23 protein-coding genes are annotated in these 24,109 nt (G+C 64.1%); 12 read left to right on the top strand and 11 right to left on the bottom strand.

Annotated elements, in window-relative coordinates:
- The 6 genes from QM672_RS06645 to QM672_RS06670 form a co-directional block, all read left to right on the top strand.
- Positions 1-1,338, top strand: a 1,338-nt coding sequence (locus tag QM672_RS06645) for a sugar ABC transporter ATP-binding protein (protein ID WP_415081424.1), incomplete at its 5' end; no start/stop codon positions are given.
- Positions 1,331-2,356 (top strand): ABC transporter permease, encoded by a 1,026-nt coding sequence (locus tag QM672_RS06650; RefSeq protein ID WP_367623268.1) that lies wholly within the window; start codon positions 1,331-1,333, stop codon positions 2,354-2,356. The genes QM672_RS06645 and QM672_RS06650, both read left to right, overlap by 8 nt.
- On the top strand, positions 2,353-3,384 hold the full coding sequence (locus QM672_RS06655; RefSeq protein ID WP_311941845.1) for an ABC transporter permease: 1,032 nt from the start codon (positions 2,353-2,355) through the stop codon (positions 3,382-3,384). The genes QM672_RS06650 and QM672_RS06655 overlap by 4 nt, the downstream gene beginning before the upstream one ends.
- Before the next feature lie 10 nt (positions 3,385-3,394).
- On the top strand, positions 3,395-4,243 hold the full coding sequence (locus QM672_RS06660) for a sugar phosphate isomerase/epimerase family protein (RefSeq protein WP_311941842.1): 849 nt from the start codon (positions 3,395-3,397) through the stop codon (positions 4,241-4,243).
- A 381-nt stretch (positions 4,244-4,624) separates the two neighbouring features.
- Positions 4,625-5,032 (top strand): hypothetical protein, encoded by a 408-nt coding sequence (locus QM672_RS06665; protein ID WP_415081428.1) that lies wholly within the window; start codon positions 4,625-4,627, stop codon positions 5,030-5,032.
- A gap of 375 nt (positions 5,033-5,407) precedes the next feature.
- Complete coding sequence (locus tag QM672_RS06670) at positions 5,408-6,268, top strand: hypothetical protein (RefSeq protein WP_415081430.1); 861 nt, start codon at positions 5,408-5,410, stop codon at positions 6,266-6,268.
- A gap of 46 nt (positions 6,269-6,314) precedes the next feature.
- On the opposite strand, the gene QM672_RS06675 is transcribed toward QM672_RS06670, so the two are convergent.
- The 4 genes from QM672_RS06675 to QM672_RS06690 all read right to left on the bottom strand — a co-directional run bounded on the left by QM672_RS06675 (position 6,315) and on the right by QM672_RS06690 (position 9,603).
- Positions 6,315-7,766 carry a sensor histidine kinase gene (locus QM672_RS06675; protein ID WP_367623264.1) on the bottom strand — a complete coding sequence of 484 codons (1,452 nt, stop codon included), beginning with the start codon at positions 7,764-7,766 and terminating at the stop codon, positions 6,315-6,317.
- Positions 7,763-8,437 carry a response regulator transcription factor gene (locus QM672_RS06680; protein ID WP_311941833.1) on the bottom strand — a complete coding sequence of 225 codons (675 nt, stop codon included), beginning with the start codon at positions 8,435-8,437 and terminating at the stop codon, positions 7,763-7,765. The genes QM672_RS06675 and QM672_RS06680 overlap by 4 nt, the downstream gene beginning before the upstream one ends.
- 51 nt (positions 8,438-8,488) lie before the next feature.
- On the bottom strand, positions 8,489-8,863 hold the full coding sequence (locus QM672_RS06685; protein ID WP_311941830.1) for a hypothetical protein: 375 nt from the start codon (positions 8,861-8,863) through the stop codon (positions 8,489-8,491).
- 113 nt (positions 8,864-8,976) lie between these two features.
- Complete coding sequence (locus QM672_RS06690; protein WP_415081433.1) at positions 8,977-9,603, bottom strand: outer membrane protein; 627 nt, start codon at positions 9,601-9,603, stop codon at positions 8,977-8,979.
- A gap of 924 nt (positions 9,604-10,527) precedes the next feature.
- On the opposite strand from QM672_RS06690, the gene xylB reads away from it, so the two are divergent.
- Positions 10,528-11,985, top strand: coding sequence for a xylulokinase (xylB, locus tag QM672_RS06695; protein ID WP_415081435.1), 1,458 nt, complete (start codon positions 10,528-10,530; stop codon positions 11,983-11,985).
- A 116-nt stretch (positions 11,986-12,101) separates the two neighbouring features.
- Positions 12,102-13,316, top strand: coding sequence for a hypothetical protein (locus tag QM672_RS06700; RefSeq protein WP_311941821.1), 1,215 nt, complete (start codon positions 12,102-12,104; stop codon positions 13,314-13,316).
- A gap of 90 nt (positions 13,317-13,406) precedes the next feature.
- Here QM672_RS06700 and efeO (QM672_RS06705) read toward each other — a convergent pair whose 3' ends face one another.
- From efeO (QM672_RS06705) to QM672_RS06725, 5 genes are all read right to left on the bottom strand, one after another.
- On the bottom strand, positions 13,407-14,237 hold the full coding sequence (efeO, locus tag QM672_RS06705; RefSeq protein WP_311941818.1) for an iron uptake system protein EfeO: 831 nt from the start codon (positions 14,235-14,237) through the stop codon (positions 13,407-13,409).
- Positions 14,238-14,278: 41 nt separating this feature from the next.
- Positions 14,279-15,571: an iron uptake transporter deferrochelatase/peroxidase subunit gene (efeB, locus tag QM672_RS06710; protein ID WP_415081438.1), complete on the bottom strand. Its 1,293-nt coding sequence runs from the start codon at positions 15,569-15,571 to the stop codon at positions 14,279-14,281.
- Positions 15,572-15,584: 13 nt separating this feature from the next.
- Positions 15,585-16,754: an iron uptake system protein EfeO gene (efeO, locus tag QM672_RS06715; RefSeq protein ID WP_415081440.1), complete on the bottom strand. Its 1,170-nt coding sequence runs from the start codon at positions 16,752-16,754 to the stop codon at positions 15,585-15,587.
- Entirely contained in the window at positions 16,751-17,590 is an 840-nt protein-coding gene (gene efeU / locus QM672_RS06720; RefSeq protein WP_311941808.1) for an iron uptake transporter permease EfeU, read from the bottom strand. Before efeU ends, efeO (QM672_RS06715) begins: the two co-directional genes overlap by 4 nt.
- A gap of 471 nt (positions 17,591-18,061) precedes the next feature.
- Positions 18,062-18,571, bottom strand: a complete 510-nt coding sequence (locus QM672_RS06725) for a hypothetical protein (RefSeq protein ID WP_415081442.1) — start codon at positions 18,569-18,571, stop codon at positions 18,062-18,064.
- A 236-nt stretch (positions 18,572-18,807) separates the two neighbouring features.
- On the opposite strand from QM672_RS06725, the gene QM672_RS06730 reads away from it, so the two are divergent.
- Positions 18,808-19,767: a hypothetical protein gene (locus tag QM672_RS06730; RefSeq protein WP_415081444.1), complete on the top strand. Its 960-nt coding sequence runs from the start codon at positions 18,808-18,810 to the stop codon at positions 19,765-19,767.
- Between the two features lie 43 nt (positions 19,768-19,810).
- Here QM672_RS06730 and QM672_RS06735 read toward each other — a convergent pair whose 3' ends face one another.
- Together QM672_RS06735 and QM672_RS06740 are read right to left on the bottom strand one after the other, a co-directional pair.
- A complete protein-coding gene (locus QM672_RS06735) occupies positions 19,811-20,578 on the bottom strand; it encodes a glucose 1-dehydrogenase (RefSeq protein WP_367623256.1) in 768 nt (255 codons plus the stop codon).
- Positions 20,579-20,703: 125 nt separating this feature from the next.
- A complete protein-coding gene (locus QM672_RS06740) occupies positions 20,704-21,000 on the bottom strand; it encodes a hypothetical protein (RefSeq protein WP_367623255.1) in 297 nt (98 codons plus the stop codon).
- Between the two features lie 619 nt (positions 21,001-21,619).
- Between QM672_RS06740 and QM672_RS06745 the strand changes: the two genes are divergently transcribed.
- The 3 genes from QM672_RS06745 (at position 21,620) to QM672_RS06755 (ending at position 24,097) form a co-directional block, all read left to right on the top strand.
- The gene (locus QM672_RS06745) at positions 21,620-22,072 is read left to right on the top strand and encodes an NUDIX hydrolase (protein ID WP_311941794.1); all 453 of its coding nucleotides are present in this window, start codon (positions 21,620-21,622) and stop codon (positions 22,070-22,072) included.
- Positions 22,073-22,225: 153 nt separating this feature from the next.
- Positions 22,226-23,257: a transporter gene (locus QM672_RS06750; RefSeq protein WP_311941791.1), complete on the top strand. Its 1,032-nt coding sequence runs from the start codon at positions 22,226-22,228 to the stop codon at positions 23,255-23,257.
- A 75-nt stretch (positions 23,258-23,332) separates the two neighbouring features.
- Positions 23,333-24,097, top strand: a complete 765-nt coding sequence (locus QM672_RS06755) for a site-2 protease family protein (protein WP_415081447.1) — start codon at positions 23,333-23,335, stop codon at positions 24,095-24,097.
- Positions 24,098-24,109 lie beyond the last annotated feature (12 nt).

Raw genomic sequence — 24,109 nt, forward strand, 5'->3', positions numbered from 1 at the left:
AGCGGCGTCTATCGCCCCGAACCGGGCGGCGAGATGCTGTTCGATGGGCGCACCATAGACGGCCTCAGTCCGGCGCGCGCCCGGGCTCTGGGCATCCAGGTCATCTGGCAGGACCTGGCACTCTTTCCCGAAATGGCGGTGGCCGAGAACATTGCCTTCGAACGCAATCTCGGCGGCGCCCCGCGCCTGGTCAACTATGCGGCCATGAAGGCGGATGCGCGGCGCATCCTGGACCGGCTGGGTGTCGAACTCGATCTCGATGCGCCCGTGCGCACGCTTTCGATCGCCCAACGCCAGATCGTGGCGATCGCTCGTGCCCTGGTGGCCGACGCCCGGCTGGTCTTCATGGATGAGCCCACCGCCTCACTCAGCCAGGCGGAAACCGATGCGCTGCTGGTGATCGTGCGGCGCCTGTCGGCCGACGGTATCGCCGTGGTCTTCGTCAGCCATCGCCTGGCCGAGGTGCTCGATGTCTGCACCCGCGTCACCGTGCTGCGCGACGGCCATTATGTCGGCACCTATCCGACAGCCGGCATGACGCAGACCCGCCTGACCGAGCTGATGACCGGCAAGACCTTCGACCAGGCCGTGCAGGCGCGCGATCATTCCGCTTCGCCTGTGGTCTTGCAGGTGGAGAAACTGACGCGGCCGGGCGATTATGAGGATATCAGCCTCACGGTCCGGCGCGGGGAGGTCCTGGGCCTGACGGGGCGATTGGGGGCGGGGCGCACCGAACTCGCCCTGTCGCTCTTCGGCCTGACCCGGCCGAGTTCAGGCAGCATTCGTCTCGAGGGCAAGGCCTTGTCGCTTGCCTCCAACCGGGCCGCCATCGACGCCGGCATCGCCTATGTCTCGGAAGATCGCCTGCAGCTTGGCCTGGTCCAGCCGCAGTCGATCGGCGACAACACGGCCGTCACCGTGCTGGACAGGCTGCTCGATCTCTTCCGGCTGATTTCGCCGGCCCGGCGCAAATCGCTGGTCGATGACTGGGTCAAGGCCCTCGCCATCAAGGTCTCCAATCCCGACAATGCGGTGTCGACCCTGTCCGGGGGCAACCAGCAGCGCGTGGTGCTGGCGAAATGGCTGGCCACCAAACCGAAGCTGCTGATCCTGGATTCGCCCACGGTTGGCGTCGATGTCGGTGCCCGCGCCGGCATTTTCGCCATCATCCACCGGCTGGCGCAGGAAGGCATGGCCATCCTGCTGATTTCCGACGAGATCACCGAAGTCTATTTCAACGCGGATCGCATCCTGCACATGCGCGATGGTCGCATCATCGACGAATACATTCCGGGCGAAGTGTCCATCGACAAGATCGAGGAGGATGTGCATGCCTGACAAACGCAACTGGCCGATCGGCGCCACCGAGCGCTGGCTCATCCTGGTGATCCTGGCCCTCGTCGCGGGCCTTGCCCTCACCACCGACACCTTCTTCACCCTGTCGAACCTGTTCGACCTGATGAACACCTCGGCGGTGAACGTGATCTTCGCCGCCGGCCTCCTGGTGGTTCTGATCGCCGGCGGCATCGATATTTCCTTCGCCGTCGGTGCCTCGGTGGTGCAGTACCTCACAGCGCTGACGGTGATGCATCTGGGTGGCGGCAACTGGGCCGTCGGCCTGGTGGTCGCCGGCGGCTTCGGCTTCCTGCTCGGCGCCTTCAACGCCGCGCTGATCTATCATTTCCGCATCGTCTCGATCGTGGTGACGATCGCGACCTTCAACCTCTTCTTCGGCACGCTGATGTTCCTCACCGGCGGCGTCTCGCTTTACGACCTGCCGGACTGGCTGACGGACCGCATCGTGCTGTTCAGCGTTGCGACGGGCGACGGCTCGGCCGAATTGACGCTGCCCGTCGCCGTCATGGCGCTCTGCGTGTTCGCCACCTGGCTGTTGCTGCGCAGGACCACGCCGGGCCGCCAGCTCTACGCCATGGGTGACAATCCCGAGGCGGCGCGGCGGGTGGGCATCAATATCGGCGCCATGCATTATCTCGCCTTCGGCTGGCTCGGCCTGATGGCCGGTATTGCCGGGCTGATGCAGGCCCATTATGCGCAGGAAGTGGTGCCCAACGCGCTCTATGGCCGCGAGCTCGACGTTCTCGCCGCCGTGGTGCTCGGCGGCGCCCGCCTCGGCGGGGGCAGGGGCACGCTGCTCGGAGCCATTCTCGGCATCTTCCTGGTCGCCATCACCGAGAACGGCCTGAACCTGCTGGGCATCACGCCCTATGCCTTCAAGATGATCATCGGCGCCATCATCCTGATCGCCATCACTTTGTCGAGCGACGGTGTCGCGCGGCTGATCGGATCCATGAAAGCCGGGTCCCGGCGCGCGCCCACAGCCCGGAGGGCGGCATGACGACACCGACATCGACCTCCAATCAGGCCGGCAAGTCCGGTTTCGCGAACCTGCTGAGCAGTGACATTGCCGGCCTGATCGGCTTCCTCGTCCTGGTGGTGGCGGCGCTGAGTTTCAGCACCGATCGCTTCTTCACGGCCACGACGTTCTCATCCATCGCCTTCCAGCTGCCCGAACTTGGGCTGCTGACCCTGGCGATGCTGATGCCGATCATTTCGGGCGGCTTCAATCTGGCGGCGACCTTCACGGCCAATATCGCCGGCCTTGCCATGGCCTGGGTGCTGCAATCCTATGGCGGGGTGGATGCCGGCGTCGGCGCCTTCGTCCTCGGGGTGGCCGCGGCATTGATTACCGGCGCGGCGGCGGGCTGGCTGATGGGCATCATCATCGCCTATACCGGCGCCCATCCCATCCTCGTCTCGCTCTCGATGATGATCTTCCTGCGTGGGCTCGGGGAATTCCTCACCCATGGCGGCGATATATCGGGCTTTCCCGATTTCGTGCGCGAGATCGGCCACGGCACGCTGATCGGCATTCCCGTGCCGCTCTGGATCCTCGCCGCGGCGGCCCTGCTCTGGCATGTGGTGATGACGCGGGCCCGGCTCGGTTTCGCCACCCGCATGATCGGCTCCAACATCGAGGCGACGCGCTATTCCGGCATCGATACCCGCCGGTCGGTAACGCTGATCTACACGCTGTCCGGCTTAATGTGCGGCATTGCCGGCGTGGTGATGCTCGCCCGCTTCAACTCGGTGCGTGTCGGCCATGGCGAGGCCTATCTCCTGATTACCGTGCTTGCCTGCTTCCTCGGCCGCGTCGATCCCTTCGGCGGGTTCGGGCGGGTGATCCCGGTGGTGATCGCCCTCATCATCCTGCAGGTCATCGCCTCCGGCCTGAACCTGCTCGGCGCCAACCAGCATCTGGCCACGGCGATGTGGGGCGCCTTCCTGCTGGCGGTCATGATCCTGCGCTGGGTCTGGGCCCGCGAGTTCCTCCAGTCTCTCTTCACCCAAAAGCCAACACATTGAGGATATTGCCATGAAGGGCTTCGGCATTCACACCAGCCTGTGGTCGCATAGCTGGACCCGCGAGGCGGCGGAGCTGTCGATCGCGGAGGCAGCCAAATACGGGCTGGCCTTCGTCGAGATCGCCCTGCTGGAGCCGGCCAAGGCCGATACCGGCCACACCCGGGCTCTCCTGGAAAAGCACGGCGTCGATGCGGTCTGCTCGCTCGGCCTGCCCAACGACTCCCGCCCCACCAACAATCCGGACAAGGCGCTGGAATTCCTCACCCTGGCGCTGGACAAGACTGCCGAGATCGGTGCCAAGGCTCTGTCCGGCGTCGTCTATGGTTCGATCGGCGAGCGCACCGGCAACCCGCCGACCGAGGCCGAATATGACGCGGTCGTCAAGGTGATGGACAAGGCGGCCGCCCATGCCCGTACGCTCGGCCTGGAACTCGGGCTGGAGGCGGTCAACCGCTACGAGAACCACATGATGAACACCACCGAGCAGGTGGTCCGCGTCATCGAACGCATCGGCGCGCCCAACGTCTTCCTCCATCTCGATACCTACCACATGAACATCGAGGAGAAGGGCCAGGCCAACGGTATCCTCAAGGCCGGAGAGCATCTCAAATATATCCACCTGTCCGAGAGCGACCGCGGTGTCCCCGGCACTGGCACGATCGCCTGGGATGAGGTGTTCGCGGGTCTGGCCGGCATCGGCTTCAAGGGTGGCATGGCCATGGAGAGTTTCATCCATATGCCGCCGCAGCTCGCTTCCGCCCTGTCGGTCTGGCGCCCCGTCGCCAACAGCCGCGAGGAGATCCTGGCGGAGGGCCTGCCCTTCCTGCGCAACAAGGCCAAGCAATACGGCCTGATCTGAACCCGTCTGCCGGTTCGGCCAACAAAAATCCTCCGGCCTCCATGGGTCGGAGGATTTTTGTTTGTCCGGCATGAGGGGGCATGCCCTACCGGCGGAAGCCATGTCGACCGGTTGGCAGCCGGACGGAGGGGACGCAATGTCCGTGCAATATGGGCGAGCGATAGGGGAAACATCGAAGGTTTCAGGGTGATTCGCGCCCTATGCCGGAAGGTGTCATCGTGGAAGACAGGCCATGTGTCCCTATCCCATCGCCGATGCAGCTTTGCTCGGCCTTTGTAGATCGTCTCAATATCTCGCACACGACGATTGTCTGGACGGCCGCCGGCCCAACTCGCAGGCAAGGACCCCTCCCGGTCACGCTTGATCGGAGGCGGCTGCGCGATGTTGGATCCGATCAAGCCGAGTTTCGATCGCATGCCTCGCCCCAATGGTCTGGCGGCGGCCATGGCGACAGCCGGGGTGGACGCCGCCTCGCTTGCACGCCGTGCCGGAGTGAATGCGGGCGATATCGATGCCTGGGTCCACGGGCAACGCGACCTGCGACCGGCCATGGCCACGCGGCTTTCCGCCCATCTCCATACGACGGCGGCCGATCTGCTGATCGGTCTCGGCTGTGGCGAGCCGCTGCGGCAAACGGGCTTGCTGCCATGCGACGAGACCATCGCCGGAGCCGCCGGACCAGTCTGGCTGGAGCGTCTCGCCGGCCGGGACAACCTGGCCGAGACCGTATTGATGCTCTCTGCGGCCATTCTCATGGGGATCGTCGGCTGTCTGGCAGTGCTGGACTAATGGCCTCCTCAGATGTCGAAGGTGACATAGATGAGGCCCAGCAATGCCAGCATGACGAAGAGCATGGCTGCGATGGTCAAGGTCCCGCACCTTCCCGTGTGAAGGATGGCACTATAGCGGAAGGGTGTTTCCCGAGTTTTTCCGCTTTGTGAAGCGCTGCGTCGCTCCCGCGTCGCGCCGGTTTCGGCATTGGGCCAGCGGCATAGGCCTATGCCGTCATATCGTTCTGGCCGAAACCTCTCTTCATTTTTCGGCGCGTTGCTTGGGGTTTGCGGTTCTCCAGGGAACTGTGGCCCGGTATGCCCGAACCTATATCTCGGCGGGATCGGCGCGGCGGCAAGGCCTCTCGCGCAAGCGATTGTGCACGGAGGTTCCATGTGGAAGTTCACTGAGCTCGCGGATTGGTGGAGCCAGCAGCAGAAGGAATCCGAAGCGATCCTGGACAAGTGGGTCGAGGATTCAAACTACAGCCAAGGCGCGATGATCGTGGGGGCCGGTACCAAGGCCCTGATGACGTTCGGTGCCGGTTTCGTTGACGTCTTGCGGCTTGGGGATGGGCTCGCCAAGGGCACGGCGGCCGGCGCCGGGCAGGATGGGCTGCGGCTCCTCGCGATCCTGCCGGTAGGCAAGGCGGCCCAGATGGTCCGCTCCGTCAAGGGCGCGATCATGGCCAAGCTCATCGTCGACATCAATCCGAATGCCGGCATCTGCGCCTGGGTTGCTTCGGCCAAGGCCCTCACGCAGATCGGCGCCAAGGTCGACGGCAAGCTCTTCGTCACCGTGGACGACCTTGCCAAGGCGGCCGGCCTCGACATCGGTGCGCTCGGCGGCCTTTCCATGCAGGGGATGGAGAGGATGCTGACTCGGCTCGGTGCGCGTTGCGGCGCCATCCGTGTCATCAAGGCGGAGCAGGACGTCGCGCGTATGGTCGGACACGATGGCAGCGTGGTGATGGTCATTGTGGAATTCGAACGCTCCGGCTCGATGAGCTACCATGCCTTTTATGCCTATCGAACGCCGATCGGGCAGTTGCGCTACATGGACAGGACGGTGCAGGCGGCCAGTACCAAGATCTACCAGAGTATCGACGAGATCGCGAAGATCTATAGCACGGAAGCGATGAGGCCCATCCAGGCCATGAAGATCGAGAACATGTTCGTGAAGACCGTGGCGCATGAGCTACCGCGCCTGGTCCTGCCGGTACTCGGCGTCGTTGCCAGCGAAGACGGGCGCTGATCGCTCTGCGATTGGCCAGGCCCCGGTATGCCGAACGGGTATTGCCTCAGGCCGCCGCGCGGAGCGGCGGAAGCTCGATCCGCACGTGAGCTCCTTTCCAGGAGCCGTTGACGATCGCGATGCTGCCGCCATGCAGCTGCGCGATCTGGCGGGCGAGATTCAGCCCGAGTCCGGCGCCGCGCGAAAGCGGATGCAGGCGATAAAAGGGTTCGAACACGTTCCTATGCTCCTCGGCCGGGATGCCGGGCCCTTCATCGCGCACCTCCAGGCCACCGGCTGCGTCGACCGCCACCGTGATGGTGCCATGGCCGCCGCCATGCTCGATGGCATTGCGGATGATGTTGGCGAGAGCCTGCTCGATCTGCAGCACATTGGCTTCGACCTCGACCTTGCCGTGCGGCGGTTCGAAGGCCAGGTCGTAGCCGGCCTCGATCGCGAGCGGCGCAAAGTCGGCGGCGACGCGGCCGGCGAGTTCGGCAAGGTCGACCGCCTGCCGGTGGTTGGCGGGGCGATCGAGCAATTGATGGTCGAGCAGTTGCTGGGCCAGATGCGAGAGGCGCTCGATGTCCTGCCTCAGCCGCAGGCTCTGCGGTTCTTCCTTCAACAATTCCGCCCGCGTGCGCAGAATGGCGATCGGTGTGCGCAGCTCGTGGGCGGCATCGGTCAGGAAGCGGTTGTGACGGTCGAAGCCTTGGGCGAGGCGGGCCAATGCCTGGTTGAACGCATGCACCAGCGGCACGATCTCCTGGGGCACGTTCTCGACCGGCAATTGCATGGCGCGCGTGCTGACATCGATGCGCGCGGCCTCGTTGGCGGTGCCGACCAGGCCGGCCAGGGAGCGGCGCACCACGGCGGGCGTCGTCACCAATGTGGTCACGCCCATGACGACGATGATCGGCACCAGGAAGATGGCAAGGCCCACGACGATGCCCGGGAGGACCCGGGCCCAATTGGCACTGCCGTCGGGATTGCGGGCCATGTCGACGGTGGCGGTCACGTTGATGATGAAGCCGTCCGCTTCGGCCCGCGAATGCAGGGTGGAGGTGACGATCTGGACCGGGCCGGCCTTGGTGTCCACTTTCTGCACATAGGCTTCCGGGCGCATTTCCCGGCCCTCTTCCTTGCCGGCGAAGCCGATATTGGCGTGATCGACCGCCCGCAGCAGGTCGCCGAGATCGCGATCATAGTCAGCCGGAACCGAGCCGATGCGCAGGCTCTGTCCCGACTGGTCGCGGATGATGTACCAGACATAGGGATATTCGGTACGGAAGTCGGCCAGTTCCTTGGTGTCGCTGACGATGAGCTTGCCGTCCTTGTCGCGGTCGATGGCACTGGTGATCGCGGCAACCGCCGCCTCGTTGTCGACCATGAGCTGGGGATTGGCGACCGAGAGCGCGGTGATGAACAGCACGATGAAGAAGACGAGCATCGCCGCCTGCAGCAGGATCAGCCGCCGCACCAGGATCCATTGCAGGGAGCGCGCTCGCGCCTGCTTCATGAGGCGGCCCGCAGGAGATAGCCGAGATTGCGGATGGCGCGGATCTCGATGCCGGCGGCGAGGTCGTCCAGCTTGCGGCGCAGGCGGGAAATATGCGCATCGAGCGCGTTGGAGCCGATCTCGTCGTCGAGGGCGTAGACAGCTTCCTCCAGCGCGCTGCGCATGATGGTGCGTCCCGGTCGGCGGATCAGCGTTTCCAGGACGAGGCGCTCACGCCGTGGCAGGTCGAGCGTCTGGTCGTCGATCAGCGCCTCACGATGGCGGAAGTCATAGGTGAGGCGGCCGACGACGGCCTGGTCGGCCCGCAACGTATAGGGGCGGCGGTGCAGGGCGCGCAGGCGAGCGACCAGTTCCTCGGTGGCGAAGGGCTTGCCCATATAATCGTCGGCACCGGCGTCGAGCCCGGAGACCCGGTCCTGCAGGCCGCTCATGGCGGTGAGGGCGATGACCGGCGCCTCGACATGCAGGGCGCGCAGGCGCGGGATCAAGGTCAGGCCTTCGCCGTCGGGCAGGCGACGATCGAGCACGATGGCGTCATAGGACCCGATGCGGGCCATTGCCTCGCCATCGGCCAGGTTCGAGGCATGGTCGACCACGACGTCCTGGCGTTCCAGGGCCGTCTTGAGCACGGACGCCATTTCCGGTTCGTCCTCGATCAGCAGGATGCGCATGGGACCCTTCGTCCGTCTTCAGTTCGCGCCGGTCTCGACAACGAGCCCGGATCACTCGCATTCCAGGCTTGGCTTGCGGAAATTCGTGATGAGCCAGCGCTCGCCTGCGGCGCGGGCGTAGAAGGTATAGAAGCATTCCTGTCGCTCGACATAGCCGGGCGTTTCCGTGGTTTCGACGTCGGTGCCTCGCCGGGTCCGGCGGACTTCGCTCCTGGCGCTGCCGGGCACCACATTGGTGGAAACCTTGCGCCACTGGTAGGCGCGCTGGCCAGGGCCGAGATCGAGTATGCTGGTCGGCGGCCCATAGTCCAGCATCACCGTTTCAACCGGGCCACCGACATAGTTCTTCATGACGGCGGAAGCGCAACCCGCCAATAGGAGAAGGCCTGCGGCGAGCGCGACTGCGAAAGCGCGATGAAAAGACATTGATGATTCCAGACTGTATTTGGCTCTAGAAGCTGAAGATTGCGCCGACATTACGAGGGGCCGACCGGATCCGGCCTGGCGCCGGATCCGGTCGGGGACCCCAACAGCGATCCCTAGAATCGGTAGTTGAGGCCCGCTTTCAAAGCGTGGCTGCCGATGTCTTCCTTGGCATGGCCGAAGGACGAACGCGTCTTCAGGCCGGGGGTACGGACATAATTGTATTCGAGCTTGAAGGAGACCCTGTCGGAGAAGGCCTGTTCGACGCCGGCGCCCATCAGATAGCCGGTCTTCCAGCCGTCCCTGACGCGGGCGCCGCCGGTGCCCTCGAATTTGGTGAAGGCGAAGCCGGCCGTGCCGTAGAGCAAGGTGCGATCGAGGGCGATGCCGGCCCGGCCCTTCAGCGCGGCCCGCCATTTTTCCCTGATCTTGCCGCCTCGCGCCCGCCGCTCGGCGCCACCGAGATTGGACCCCTCGACTTCGGCGCCGATGACCGCCGGGCCAAGGCGCATGTCGTAACCCGTCTGGAGGCCCAATTGGAGGCTGTTGCCCTTGGCGAAGGGGTTGGCCGATTTGGCCGACGCTGCGCCGGCATGCACGCCGACATAGGAGCCGCTGAAGGACGGGGGCGGCGCGTAGCGGGGGGAAGTGTCGTAATAGTCCTCGGCCCAGGCAGGGCCGCAGCCGGTCACGGCGAGGGCCAACAGGCCTGCTGCGAGGGGGATGAGCAATTGCGTACGCACGTGTCTACTCCACTGCACGCGCCGACTGCTGCGCGGCAATTGCCACGGCGAGCCGGTGCGCGGATTGTCAGGTCCGGAGCCGTGTCTCCGCTAAGGGAGCGGCCCCTTCGGGCTGTCTTTCGCTGGTGGTGACGGTTTGCCGAGATCACAACGCCCTGCGACGCACCGGCATCGGTAAGAATCACAGGGACGTACCGCAGCCAGGCGTTGCAGCGCTCGGCGTCAGAGGAGGAAACGACCAATGGTGGTTCGCCTCATCTCACCTGTCTCGATTCGAGCACCTGAAAGACATGGGCCATCATGCAGGCGAACATTACGTCCACATTGCGCTAGTAAATCTTTTGAATTATTTTAGGATCTGTAGGTGTATTCAATTATTATTCACGAATATTTCATAAAATCATTATTCCGGCTTGTATCCGTCAGAAGGTCGTTCGCCCTGTCGTACGAATTGTGGGAGCGGACCCGTGCGCTTGGTGCAATTCCCATCGGCTCGGTGCACGGTTCATGCGCGAGCCGTCTTTCCGCCCGCCGATGCGCGGCCGTCAGGTTGTGTCCAAGCCCGCACGCCTCAGCCAGTCCCATGTCGAGTGCGAGGACGGGCCATTGAATCAGAGGCAAGCGCCGATGTTGTCAGAGGAGGATATCGGCATCGTGTTCACCCCACCGTACGACAAAAAAAGCATCAGGGGCTGTAGAGCGTAGGTGCCCTGGCCAGGACGGCGAATGGCGTCGCCGTCTACAGCCCCTGATGGAAGTCGGGGTCCACGAGCCCCTTGCATAGGTCAGGCGCAGTGACACGGCCGTGAAACTCGCGGTTCGACGCCCCGCGCCCGTATCCGCGCGCAGTTTCCGCAGGAGGGGGCTTGCCCCGGCTTTCCAGCCTGGCGCATGATCGATTCGAATAATTCTTCGGAGGAATACGTGTTTCTAGGGCTTGATATCGGCACGTCTTCGGTCAAGGCGCTGCTCGCAGATGGCGAACAGCGCGTCGTTGCCAGCCACGACGTCGCGCTCACGGTGCAGCGGCCCCATCCCGGTTTTTCCGAACAGGCGCCACAGGCCTGGGTCGAGGCGGTGATATCGGCCGTCGATGCCCTGAAGGCGACCCACCCCAAGGAGATCGCCGCCGTCGAGGGCATCGGCCTGTCGGGCCAGATGCATGGTGCCGTGCTGCTCGGGGCCGACCATCAGCCGCTCCGGCCTGCGATCTTGTGGAATGACGGCCGATCCCATGCCGAATGTGCGGAACTGGAGGCCAGATGGCCTGATCTGCGTGCGGTGACCGGCAACAAGGCAATGCCGGGTTTCACGGCTCCCAAATTACTGTGGGTCGCCCGCCACGAACCGGCGATTTTTGCCGCGACGCGCCTCGTCCTGTTGCCCAAGGCCTATGTGCGCCTGGCCCTGACCGGCGAGGCGATCGAGGAAATGTCGGATGCGGCGGGCTCGCTCTGGCTGGATGTCGGCCGGCGGGACTGGTCGGATGCGGCGCTTGCCGCCACCGGCCTGTCGCGCGAGGCCATGCCGCGCCTAGTCGAGGGCTCCGAGCCTGCCGGTCGCCTTCGGGCCGATCTCGTGGCGCGTTGGGGCATGGCCAAGGCCCCCTTGTTTGCCGGCGGTGCCGGAGACAATGCTGCCGGCGCGGTGGGCCTTGGCGCCATCAGGCCGGGCTCGGCCTTTCTTTCGCTCGGCACTTCGGGCGTGCTGTGGGCGACCACCGATCGCTTCCTGCCCAATCCCGCCCATGCCGTGCACGCCTTCTGCCATGCCGTGCCGAAGACCTGGCACCAGATGGGCGTGATTCTCTCGGCTGCCTCCAGTCTCGCCTGGATCGCCGGCGTGCTGCAGACCAAGGAGAGCGCCTTGCTGGCGCCGCTCGGCGACAAACCCGTGGCGCCGTCGCCGGTGCAGTTCCTGCCCTATCTTTCCGGCGAGCGGACGCCGCATGACGACACCGTCATCCGCGGCGCCTTTACCGGCCTCGCCCATGAGAACGGACGCGAAGCGATGGTGCAGGCCGTGCTGGAAGGCGTTGCCTTCGCCTTCGCCGATTGTCGCGATGCCCTGGCGGCAGCGGGAACCGACATTGCCGGCGCCGACGTGATCGGTGGCGGTTCGCGCTCGCGCTTCTGGCTCGAAATCCTCGCCAATGTGCTGGGATTTCCGGTTTACCGCCTGGCCGATGGCGAGACCGGCGGGGCTTTCGGCGCGGCGCGCCTGGCGCGTCTGGCCGTCTTTGGCGAGGATCCGCTGGCGGTCTGCACCCCGCCGCACCGCGTCGAGACGATCGAGCCCGACCCCGTGCTGGCCCCGGCCTATGTCGAGGCCCTGGCCCGTTGGCGCGGGCTCTATCCGGCGCTGCGATCGGCGACTGCCTGAAAGGCTATATCGCAGAGGTATTTTGCGCCGGGGCGAGCGCAATTTTGCCGTCTTGTACCGTAAGTTGGTCTGGAACAGGCGCCCAATTCCGCGGCGCCGTAGGGATGGCAATTCCGTTGACACGCACTTTGCTGCTCGCGTCCGTTCTGATGAGCCTTTGCCTTGCTCCTGCTGCGGCGCAGGACGCATCGCCTTCACCACCGCCGCCGCCGGCATTGCCACCCCAGCCGTCTTCTCCGCCACCGGCCAAGGCCCTGCCGAGTGCAGCCGCCTTCAAGCTCGCCGAGAGCATCGTCTTCTTCTACGTGCGCAAAGATCCTGCGGCGGTGCCCGACATGCTCGCTGCCATGAGGAACTCGCAAACGATCGCCGGCACCGGTCTCTCGCGTGCGACACTGGCCGGCTTTTTCTCCATGCTGTTCCTGCAGAACCGCGCCCGCGTGGGCGGCTGGATCGGGGCCGGCGCCGACTATCCGGCCGACAGCAAGTCGGTCCTCATCTTCGCGTTGTGGCAGTCGGGCAATGCCGATCTGATTGCTTCGCTTTTCCACGAGGAGCCCGGCTTTCTCAGGGACAAGCCCGGCAATCTCTACACGCTGGCGCCAAGCCGGCCGGTGGAGATGGATCTCAAATGGGGGGCCTTCTTTGCAACCGGCAATCCGGGTTTCCTCGCAACCTTGGTCGACGCGCTCGATCCGGGCAGGGCGTTGACCGGCAGCAACGAGCTCGACAAGTCGATCCGCATCAATGCTGCGCAAGGCCTCGCCTATAATCTGCGCCAGCATGAGGTGTTGGAACGCTATCTGCGGCGGCGGGCCGTAGAAGCTTCGGGCCCTTACAAGCAGGCGCTCGACGCCCTGTTGGCGAGTAGAAGCCAGATCTTCAAGCCTGCCCCCGACCGCGACGGTGATTTTTCAGGCAGCATCGCCATGCTCAAGCTGCCCGACAAGTCAGGAGCGAATGGTGACGTCCCTGAGGCGGCGGTTCTGACCGGGACGATGCCCCAGGCACGCCGCGGCGATACCATCGGCGTGACCGTGCTGTTTTCCGGCATGGCCCTGCAGGAGGATCTTTCTGCGAATGTGAGCTACGACATCAAGGTGACCGGGCCCGACGGCTCAGTCGATCCCCGTTCGGCGCAGCAGGACGTGACGGCGCTCAAGGAAAAGGTTGGCGGCCGCTTCAACCTGGTCGACAGCCGCTCGACCCTGTCCGTTCATTTCGAGCCGAACGACAAGCCTGGCCCCTATCGCATCGACGTCCTGCTCAAGGATAATGTCGGCGATCGCAAGGTCACATTGACCCGCTCGATCGAACTGATCGACAGATAGAGAGGCTGTCATGGTTCACAACAGCCTCTAGCCGCGAGCGATGGGCGGGCCCGAAGGCCCGCCGCCCGACAGAGCATTCCGCTCTGGATTTCAGTTCAAGCCGAGCGTGCCGCGCAGCTTGGAAAGATCTTCCGCCAGCGTGGTGATCGGACCCTGCAGGGCCGTACGGTCCTCAGGTGTCAGCTTGTCATAGGTCTCGTAGCCGTCCTTGGTCTTGTACTTGGCCAGGATCTTCTCGACCGTCTCGAAATTCGTGCCGATCTTCTTGGACAGGTCCTTGTCGGCCTTGACCGTCAGCGGATGCAGGAGATCGACGATCTTGCGGGCGCCGTCGATATTGGCCTTGAAGTCCCACAGATCGGTGTGGCTGTAGCGATCTTCCTCGCCGGTGATCTTGGTTGCGCCGACTTCCTCGATCAGCGCAGCGGCACCGCCCACCATTTTCTCGGGCGGAATGGTGAGGCCGGCGATGCGCTTCTGCAGTTCGGCGACATCGGTGTTCAGCTTGTCGGCGAAGCTGGAGAGACCCTCGGTGCTCTTCTTTTCGAACAGGCCATATTCAAGGCGATGGAAGCCGGTAAAGGCATCGTCGGCCTCTTTCTTCTCATGATCGTCGGCGCGCGAATCGATGCTGCCGTCGAGATCGGAGAAGAGTTCGGCGACCGGCTCGATCATCTCGTAGTGGAAGCGGGTAGGGGCGTAGAGGGCCTGGGCCTTCTTCAGATCGCCGGCCTTGACCGCGGCCGTGAACTTGGCGGTGTCCTCCACCAGTTTCTTGACACCCTTGCTGATGTAGACCTTGTAGTCGGCCACAGGCTGGACCAGGTCCAGCGGGGAGACGGCCGGCGCGTTGGCGCTGGCGGTCGTGGCAAGACCGATGATCGCGGCGCCCAGCAGCATGCGCCATTTGAGATGTGTCATGGGGTTCTCTCTCTCTCTTCAGTTCAAGGTTGAAGGATCGTTCAGGCGGTCTCCGCCAGCAGGGACTGGCCGAGAAATGCTGTCTTGTCGGGAATGCCGGGCAGGATGAAGAAATAGCCGCCGCCGACCGGCTTGATGTATTCCTCCAGCGGTTCGCCGTTCAGGCGTTGCTGGACCGTGGCAAAGCCGGCATCCAGATCGGACTGGAAGCAGATGAAGAGCAGGCCCATGTCGAGCTGGCCCGACTTGGTGATGCCGTTGGAATAGTTGAAGGGACGACGCAGGATCAGATTCTTGCCTGAGTCCGCCGTACGCGGATTGGCAAGGCGGATATGGGCGTCCAAAGGCGTGCGCTTGCCTTCCGGGTCGTCGTGGTAGCTGGGAATGTCGGCTTCGACCTTCATGCCGAGCGGAGCGCCGTTCGGCTTGTGCCGGCCCATGATGGCTTCCTGCTCGCCGAGCGGCGTGCGGTCCCAGCGCTCCACGAAATTGCGGATGATGCGCACCACGCCGTAGCTGCCGCCGGTCGCCCAGGCAGGCTCCGTGGCGCCATGCTGGACCCAGACCAGGCGGTTCATCTCGGCCTCGTCCTTGTGGTCGGGATTGGCCGTGCCGTCCTTGAAGCCGAGCAGGTTGCGCGGTGCCGATTGGGTTTCGCCTGTCGCGCGCGGCGGCGGCACGAAGCCTTCCTGCTTCCAGCGCACCATCAGCAGATCCGGCGTGTTCTTCACGATGTCGCGCAGGGCATGCAGGTTGCTGTCGGTGGTGTTGGAGCAGATCTGGATCATCAGATCGCCGTGGCAGAGTTCGGCCGACAGCGCGTCGTTGGGAAATTGCGGCATCTTGATCAGCTGCCGCGGCTTCTTGTCGGCGAGCCCGAAGCGTTGGTCGAACAGCGAGGCGCCCACGCCCACGGTGATGGTGAGATTGTCCGGGGAGACCACGGGCCCCATCAGCCCGGAATCGGGGGGCGGGAACTTCGGATCGATCACCGGCGGCGTGCCGCCCTGGGTGAGGAAAGCGATGCGATCGGTGAGGACACGGAACAGGCGTTCGAGATCGCTGCGTTTGGTGGCGAGGATGTTGAAGGCGACCACCAACCCCATCGGCGGGCGATCGGTGGTGACGCCGGCTTGGTGGGCCCCGAGATAGGTCACACGGTCGCTGAGATGGCCGGTGGAACCGGCTTCCTCCGCAGCTGCCTGCTGACTTGGCAGGGTAGCCAGCAGCGCGCCGCCGCCGGCGGCGCCGAGGCCCAGCAGCATGGAGCGTCGGCCCGGAGAACGCGGGGCGTCCGTGTCAGGTTGGGGCGGGCAGGGGGTCTTGTCGGTCATTGTTCCTTCCCCTTCAGTCGAGGCCTAGCGTGCCGCGTAGCGTCGACAGGCTTTCGGCCAGCGTCGTTACCGGCTTTTGCAGGGCCACACGATCGTCCTGGCTCAAGGTGTCATAGGATTTGAAGCCGCCGTCGGGCGTGCGGTATTTGGCAAGGATGGCATTCACGGCGGCGAAATTGTCGTCGATGCTCTTCTGGCGCGCCGCATCTGCCTTGGTGGTCAGAGGGGCGAGCAGTTCGACGATCTTGCGGGCCCCGTCGATATTGGCCTGGAAGTCCCACAGATCCGTGCGGCTGTAGCGGTCTTCCTCGCCGGAGATCTTGTTGGAGGCGACTTCCTCGATCAGCACGGCCGCGCCGCCGACCATCTTGGAAGGCGGTACGACCAGGGTCGAGATCCGGTTCTGCAGCTCGGTGACATCGGCCTGCAATTTGTCGGCGAAAGGCGCGAGCCCCTCGGTGCTGCCCTGCTTGAACAGGCCGTATTCCAGACGATGGAAGCCGGTAAAGGCCGGATCGGCCTCCAGCTTCTCGAAGACATCGGCGCGGGCGTCGATCGACTTGTCGAGATCGGAAAACAGTTCGGCAACGGGCTCGATGCGCTCATAGGACTGGCGGGTCGGCGCATAGAGTTCACGGGCCTTGGCGAGGTCGCCGGCCTTGATCGCGTCGGTGAAGGCCTTGGTCGCTTCGGTGAGGTCGTCGACCTCCAGGGTGACATAGACCTTGTACTCGGCCAGCGGCCCGATCAACTGCGTCAGGCTCGGCTTGACCTCCTTGGGGGCATTGGCGAGCGCGGTGACCTTGAGCTTGCCCCTGGGATTGGTGAGCAGGCCGCAGGCGATCTCGTAGTCGCCCGGCTCGAGCTTGGCGGTCAGCTTCTGGGTGAAGCCGGGAGCGATGTTTTCGCGCTCCTCCACCACCATCACGCCTTGCAGGATCTCCCATTCCATCGCCCGGTTGCTCTTGTTGGTGATGGCGAAGGTGGTGCGCCCTTCGGGAACCGTCAGTTCGTTCGGCTCGCAGGCCGTCGCCGTGACGGCGATGGCGACGGTATCGCCGGCCTTGGCCGTCTCGGATCCCGGCGGCTTGGCGACCAGGAAATAGGTGCCGACGCCCACCGCCACGATGAGGGCGAGCATGCCGGCCCCGACAGCCGGATAATTGATGCGCGGGGCTGTCACGATCGTGCGGCCTTCGATTTGGATGGGGACGGAGAGGTTGGCGCCATCAGGAAGAGGAACAGCGCCGGGATGAGATAGAGGAGATAGGCGATCACCTCGCCATGGGTGGGCGTGTCGTGATAGCCGAACAGGCCGCCGAGCACGGTGCCGAGCGTGCTGTCGCCGGGCAGGACGCCGGAGATGTCGAAGGCGATGCCCTGCAGATGGTTCCACAGGCCGGCTTCGTGCAGCGAGCGCACCGCCGTCGCCACCAGGCCGGCCGCCACGAAGATGATCAGGATGCTGGTCCAGCGGAAGAACAGGCGCAGATTGAGGCGGGCGCCGCCGTAATAGAGCGCGATACCGAAGACGGCCGCGCAGACGAGGCCGAGCGCAGCACCGAGCGGCGCGCCATAGCCGACATTCTGTTCGAAGGTCGCCAGCAGGAAGAAGGCCGATTCCAGCCCTTCGCGCGCGACCGCCAGGAAGACCATGCCGACCAGCGCAAGGCCTTGATGGTCCGATGAAGCCAGGGCGGCATCGACGGAATGCTGCAGTTCGGCCTTGATGCTGCGCGAGGCCCGCACCATCCAGAACACCATGGCGGTCAACAGGCAGACCGCGATCAGGCCGACCACGGCCTCGAACAGTTCCTGGGTGCGCTGGGGAAATTCGGCGCTGGCGACATGCAGCGCGACGAACACGGAAAAAGAAAGGCCAACGGCCAGGATGATGCCGCACCACACGGCCGGCATCCAGGCGCTTCGCCCGGTGACACGCAGATAGCTCGCAACAATGCCGACGATCAGCGCTGCCTCGATGCCCTCCCTGAGCATGATGAGAAATGGTACGAGCATTGTGTCGTTCCTGCGCGCCCCCACAGCCGATGCAAGATTAACAATCGGCAAGCTATTACACGCGTTCAATTCTGCTGAACAAGGGGCTATGACGCAGAAAACCGTTATGGATCAAAGATAAGAGTGATTCTAAATTATAGTTCATAGCAATTCTAAATTGTGCAATTCCCGATCTATTTTTAGAGTTATTCCAAAGCGGGTAAATAATCCTGTCTTCTCCGAGAGCTGCGCTCGGGCTAACTGCGCTGGCGAGCGTGTGCGGGAAGATTCGACCCGCCCACGATCCCGCTCATGCGGAAGGCCATGCGGTCTTGAATGGACCGTCCGAATGCCGGTGCGTTTGCGATTTGATGGCCTCTGCAAGAATCGCAAATGCGCACCGACTACGACGAGCGAGGGCGAAAAGGCATTCGGCCGGGAGCGCCTTGCTCCGGGATCGGTGAGAAGCCCCTTGTCCGGATGCCCGAAAGATTACCCGCGCCTTTGCGAGACGGCAGCCCGGAATACGGTGGCGACGCGGGCCGCAAAGCTGCGGGCGGCGGTGACCACGACCCAGATCGGGGTGCCTTCCAGCCAGTCGAGCAACATCCGGCGGATCCAGTCGATCAGGCCCATGAGCCAGGCGAACCAGCTTATGGTCATCAGCTTGGGCTTGCCGGCGGCATAGATGCGCTCGATCAGCAGGAAGCTCGCGAGATAGGCGATGGCCAGGATGAGGAGGCCACGAACCAGCCGGCCCTGGCCCAGGAGCAGCAGGCCGTAGATCTTCAAGGGTTCGGCTACGGCAAGAGGTACGGCGAGGAGAACGAGGATGACGAAACGCGGCAGCGCTGCGACGGCGCGCTCCCCGATTTCGACGAGGCGCAGGGCGGCGAAGCGGCGGATCAGCGGTCCGTAGATCGGGCGGGCCAGTTCGTCGATGATCACCAGGATCGCAAGGAGGACCTGCAGCGGCAGGAGGACGAGGCGCTTGAGCGTCATGGCAGTACAGGATCCTCGAACGGACGGCGGGCCAGGGAAAGCCGCATCCGGTGAATGTGAGAAGCTGCCGCGCGGTTGGCAACGCCCATTCCACGATATTCCCACGCGATGTTTACGCTTTCGACCGTCAATTGGGGAGTGGCGATGCTGCCTTGGTGGCATTTCTCCCACTTTTGCCTTATTGCGCGGGGTGTAATGAGCGAGCCCGGCAGGGGGCGTTCGGTTCAGGAGAGACGATGGAAGCGCGCGAACGTATCGGCCTGGCGGCTCTTGGCACGATCGGGCTGGTGTTGGCTGTCGGCGGTTTTGTGCTGCACAGCCCAGCCCCGCATTCCGCCGTGGCGGAAGCGGCGATGGCGGGCGCGGAGACGACGAACCCGCAGCCGGTACCCGCAGTAAAGGCGGGCCAGGCTCCTGCACCGATCCCCGCGGCACAACCCACCCCCTATGCCGACTGCCTGCGCAAGGGGATCGGGATGAAGCTCGGCAGGGCGAGCCTGCGTGTTTCCGGTCCGCCAGCCTTGACGCTGGTGACGGGAGAGAAAGCTGACGAGGAGATCAATTTCTCGACCAAGGCCGGATTGGAGAAAGCCTGTTCGCAGCCCGAGGTGACGGCCAAGGCGTTGGTGCTCACGCTGGAGGCGATGGACAAGCCCTTCGGCGCGGCAGCGAACTGGCGGGCAGAATTCTGCAAGGAGGGCGAGGATACCGCTACGCTCTTCCTGTGTCGCGGCGAGGAACGGCCGAGCGGGGCGCTGCGCTCGTTGGCCACCATTGCGCTCTATGAACCCGCTTCCTTCCAGGGCGACAGCATGTTCCAGACGCAGGCCCCGGACCTCGACAATTTCAAGGCTTGGAAGGATCGGCTGACCAAGGCGGGGACGCCGCCTCCCGCCCAGCCGGACGGCGACTATGACGTCTATCCAGGCGGGATCTGGCTCGAACGCGATGCCAAATCCGCTGCGCCCTTCCTGGTTTCCTGTGACGTGGACGGCCTGCCGGTCACGGGCGAGCATTATTGCGTCGGCACGCTCGGCCTTGAAGGGGGCCTGCGGGCGCGGCTGGAGTTTCGGACGGTGACGCCGCAGATCGGCCGCGAGGCTGCGGCAGCGGCGGCCCACTTCAAAGTCCTGCTGGCGGCCTGGCAGGCCGCAGCGTCGCAGTCTGCACCAGTCTCTTCCCAGTCCGGAAAATAGCTCTTGCCGCAGCGCTGTCGGGGCGATGATACCGTAGGATTCCTCAGACACAGGCCGTGAGGCCGCCGTCGACATAGAGGATGTGGCCGTTGACGAAATTGGAGGCATTGCCGGCGAGGAAGATGGCGGCTCCGGCCAACTCCTCGACCTTGCCCCAACGTCCCGCCGGCGTACGCGCCTCGACCCAGGCGGAGAAGGCAGCGTCCTGCATCAGCGCCGTGTTGAGCTCGGTTTCGATATAGCCCGGACCGATGCCGTTGACTTGGATATTGTAGCGAGCGAGTTCTGCGCACAGGGCCTTGGTCATCGTGCGCACGGCGCCCTTGGCAGCGACATAGGGCACGATGTTGGCGCGGCCAAGTTCGCTCATCACCGAGCAGATGTTGATTATCTTGCCGGAACGCCGTGCGATCATGCCGCGCGCCGCGGACTGTGCGACCAGGAAGACACCCTCGACATTGGTGGATTGCACGTCGCGGAAGGCGTCGAGCGGAAAGTCCACGAAAGGGGCCCGGCGCTGGATGCCGGCATTGTTGACCAGGATGTCGAGGCGGCCATGGCGGGCTTCGATGGCCGAGATCGTCGTTTCCACGCCGGCGGGGTCGGTGACGTCGAAGGCGGCCGTCTCCACGGTCAGGCCTTCTTCGGTGAGTTGGCGGGCGGCGGCATCGAGCCTGGCCTGGTTGCGGCCGTTGAGAACGACGGTCGCACCGGCGCCGGCCAGTCCGCGGGCAATGGCCAAGCCGATTCCCTGGCTGGAGCCGGTGACGAGGCCGATCCGCCCCGTCAGGTCGAAAATATCAGTGAGCATGGCGAACCTCCCGCCATCAAGCTATCGCTTGGGCCGGCAGGCAGCCAGGCGTTTTCATCTGACCAATAAAAAAGGCTCCGAGGCGGGCCTCGGAGCCACATCGAGCCGGTCTAGCCGGAGGAGGCTTACTTCTTGACGGCCGCGATCAGCTCGTCATAGGCCTTGCAGAGCTCGTCGGTCGGCTTGCCGCCGGCGGACTGGGCAGCCTGGGCCTTGGTGAGCAGCTCCTGCGCCTTCTGAGCCCAAGTCTGTGCGTTCGCCTGAGCCTTGGCCGGATCCTTCATGGCGTTGGTCATGGCTTCCGTCAGGTCCTTGCCCTTCTGGGTAATAGCCTCGACCGTGCAGCTCGAGCTGCCACCGCCACAGGAGGCGAGGGCGAGAGCGAGAGAGCCGAAAGCGGCGGCAAGCAACATTTTTCTCATGGGGCTTCCTTTCCTCACCGTGGAAGGTCGGTTTTGGATCGCCCAAAACTTCGTGGTGCTGCGGCACAGGTGAGAATGCGCCGGCGGCGAACCCCTAGCCGGCCATCATCATGCACGACGTGCGTTTGTGCACATCTCGCCCGAATCGAAAGCCGCCCAGTCCACTCGCCATAAGCGAAGCGATGAGGAGTTTCAACACAATGCTGCCGCATTCGACCCTGTACTGTTCGGTAATATGATGGTTATTCACAATGAAACAGCAAAATTGCACCGACATGACGCACATGTCTCCAGGGAGAGCAGATCGGCTATTCGTTCGCCTCCCGTAGTTTCTATTGCAATGCAACAAGACGGCATCGTTGCAGGAGAAAGGGATTGCATACGACAAAAAAATAACAACATAAGGGTCTATGTGGTGTCTTGTCAGACCAGAACGACCAGCTGTCAGAGGACGCCTGGAAACTTGCCCGCAAGTTCGTTGCCTATTGAGGAAACGCGCTTGTTCGAAAGTGGTAGAACAAAGTTGGTGTGCAAAGGCACGCGAATGCTAAGGAATATTTGATATATTTGCGGTATGAGTAGAGCTGCCGAGTGCAGTGTTGGAGTTTCCTCACGTTACATGGCCAGAGTCGACAAATATCCTCTCAAGTCACCCGTTGCAGCCACGGAGCTTCGCCAGGTCGGTGCGTTGCCCTTGCGGATCCAGCGCGGGAAGATCGAGGTTTGCCTGGTGACCACACGGGAAACGCGGCGCTGGACCATCCCCAAGGGATGGCCGATGAAGGGCCATAAGGACTGCCGCGCTGCCGCCATCGAGGCTGAAGAGGAAGCAGGGCTGCTTGGCAAGATCGGCAAGGAACCGGTTGGCGAATATCTCTACTGGAAACGCCGCGATCTGCATTTCGATCTCGTCCGCGTCTTCGTCTATCGTCTCGACGTCACCGGCCATCTGCCGGTCTGGCGCGAGATGAACGAGCGCGAAGTGCGCTGGTTCGCCCCGGGGGACGCCGCTCTTCTGGTCGAGGAGCCTGGTCTGTCCGCCCTGCTGGAGCAGGTCGCCAGCCCTGCATGACAGTCGCTACGCGACTGTCATCCCTCTGTCACATGGTTGATCTAGCCCCGTCATTCCAGGCGGCTATCCCAGGGGCGGGGCGTTGCCTGAACTTGAAGCTATGCGGCGTTCGGGCCTCGGGTGGGGAGGCGTGGACCGCTTGGCGGAGGCGCCATGGACAGTATTCAGCAGCAACAACTGCCGGGCGTCAATTTCGTGCCGGCGGCTATCGCCGGCCTGATTTGGGCCTACCGCTTTCGCGAGGGCTACGAGCCCGAAGCGATCGATCCGCGCGACGTGCCGGCAGCGCTGGCGGCGGAGGATGGCTGGCTCTGGCTGCATTTCAGCCTGACCGATCGGCTCGCCCGGGATTGGCTGTCTTCCTTCGAAGATCTTCCCGAACAGGTGCGGGCCCTGTTCCTGGCCAAAGACGAGCCGCTTGGCCTGCACACGATCGACCACGTCATCTTCGGCGTCATCGCCGATTTTCACAGCGAGCTCGGCGGGGAGAGCGACCATCTTGGCCGCCTGCGCTTTGCGCTGAACGAGAGGCTGGTGATTTCGGGGCGTCGGCATCCGCTGCGTTCGGTCGAGGAGATCCATCGTGCCGTGCAGAAGGGGCTCAACCTGCCCGCCGCGGGGCGTCTGATCGAGACGATCATCGATCGCTTCTGTGATTCGGTCGCTCGTCGCGTCGCCGGCATGACCGACGAGCTCGATACCGCCGAAGACCGCGTCGTCGAGGACATGGCCGCCACAGAGCGGGTCCGGCTGATCGAGGTCCGCCGCATGACGGTCCGGGTCCACCGCCAGCTCTCTTCGCTCGGCCATGTGCTGCGAGATTGGGAGGAACGTTCGGACGAGGCCGACAAGCCGGCCCTGCCGATTGCGGCCGAACGCCTGGCCGACCGGCTGGAATCGCTCGATCACGACATCCTCACCCTGCAGGAACGGGCCAAGCTCTTGCAGGATGAGGTCGGGGCGCGGCTGGCCGAAGAGACCAACCGCTCGCTGCGCGCGCTCTCGATCCTGACAGCCCTGCTGCTGCCCGGTAGCCTCGTTGCCGGCATTTTCGGCATGAACACCAAGGATCTGCCCTTCCTCGAGACGGAAGGAGGGTTCTGGTTCGCCATCCTGATCGGCGCGGCGGCGACGGCGTTGTTCTACTGGATCCTCCGACGCGTTGGGGCGGGGTTGCGCATCTGAGCGCCATGCCTGCCCTTGCGAAACGAGGCGCAACTTCCCACAATAGGGCAACCTTTTTTCGAGAATGAGTTCCCCTTGTCCAGAGTTGCGGCGATGCCCTGGCGCCTGAGCGCCAATTTCCTCCCGATCCTCGCCGTCTTCCTGGTGACGGCCGTCAGCCTGGCGACGGGCTGGTTCGATTCAGGCATTGCCGTGTTCGCTTTCGTGATCTCGGGCTGGCTGATCTCGCTATGCCTGCACGAAGGGGCGCATGCGCTCGCCGCCTATTGGGGCGGGGATCGGTCCGTGGTGGAGAAGGGCTATCTGAGCCTCAATCCGCTTGCCTATGCCGACCCGTTGACCAGCTTCGGCTTCCCTTTGCTCTTCCTCATCCTGGGCGGCATCGGCCTGCCGGGCGGGGCCGTCTATATCAACCGGGCCGTGCTCAAGAACCGGCACTGGGATGCCTTCGTGGCCCTGGCCGGGCCGATGGCCAATCTCGTCTGCCTGATCGCTTTGGGGCTGCCTTTCCTCATCGGCCTGCCGGAGACGATGGGCTCGCCCCAGCTTTGGGCCGGCGTGGCCTTCCTCGCCGCGCTGCAGGCCTCGGCCGTAGTGCTCAACCTCCTGCCGGTTCCCGGCTTCGACGGCTTTGCGATCATCCGGCCCTATCTGCCCTATGAGATGCAGGCCCAGGCCAATGCCATCGCACCCCTGGCGATGATGGGCTTCCTGTTCCTGTTGTTCACCACCCAGGTCAGCGGGGCGATCTGGAACGCGGTCTACAGGCTTGCCGCCTTGTTCGACATCTATCCGAACTATGTGGCGCTGGGCTATTATCTGTTCCGTTTCTGGCGGTAGCCCCATTCGCGG

The organism is Labrys sp. (in: a-proteobacteria), assembly GCF_047605565.1.
Classification (GTDB): Bacteria; Pseudomonadota; Alphaproteobacteria; order Rhizobiales; family Labraceae; genus Labrys; species Labrys neptuniae.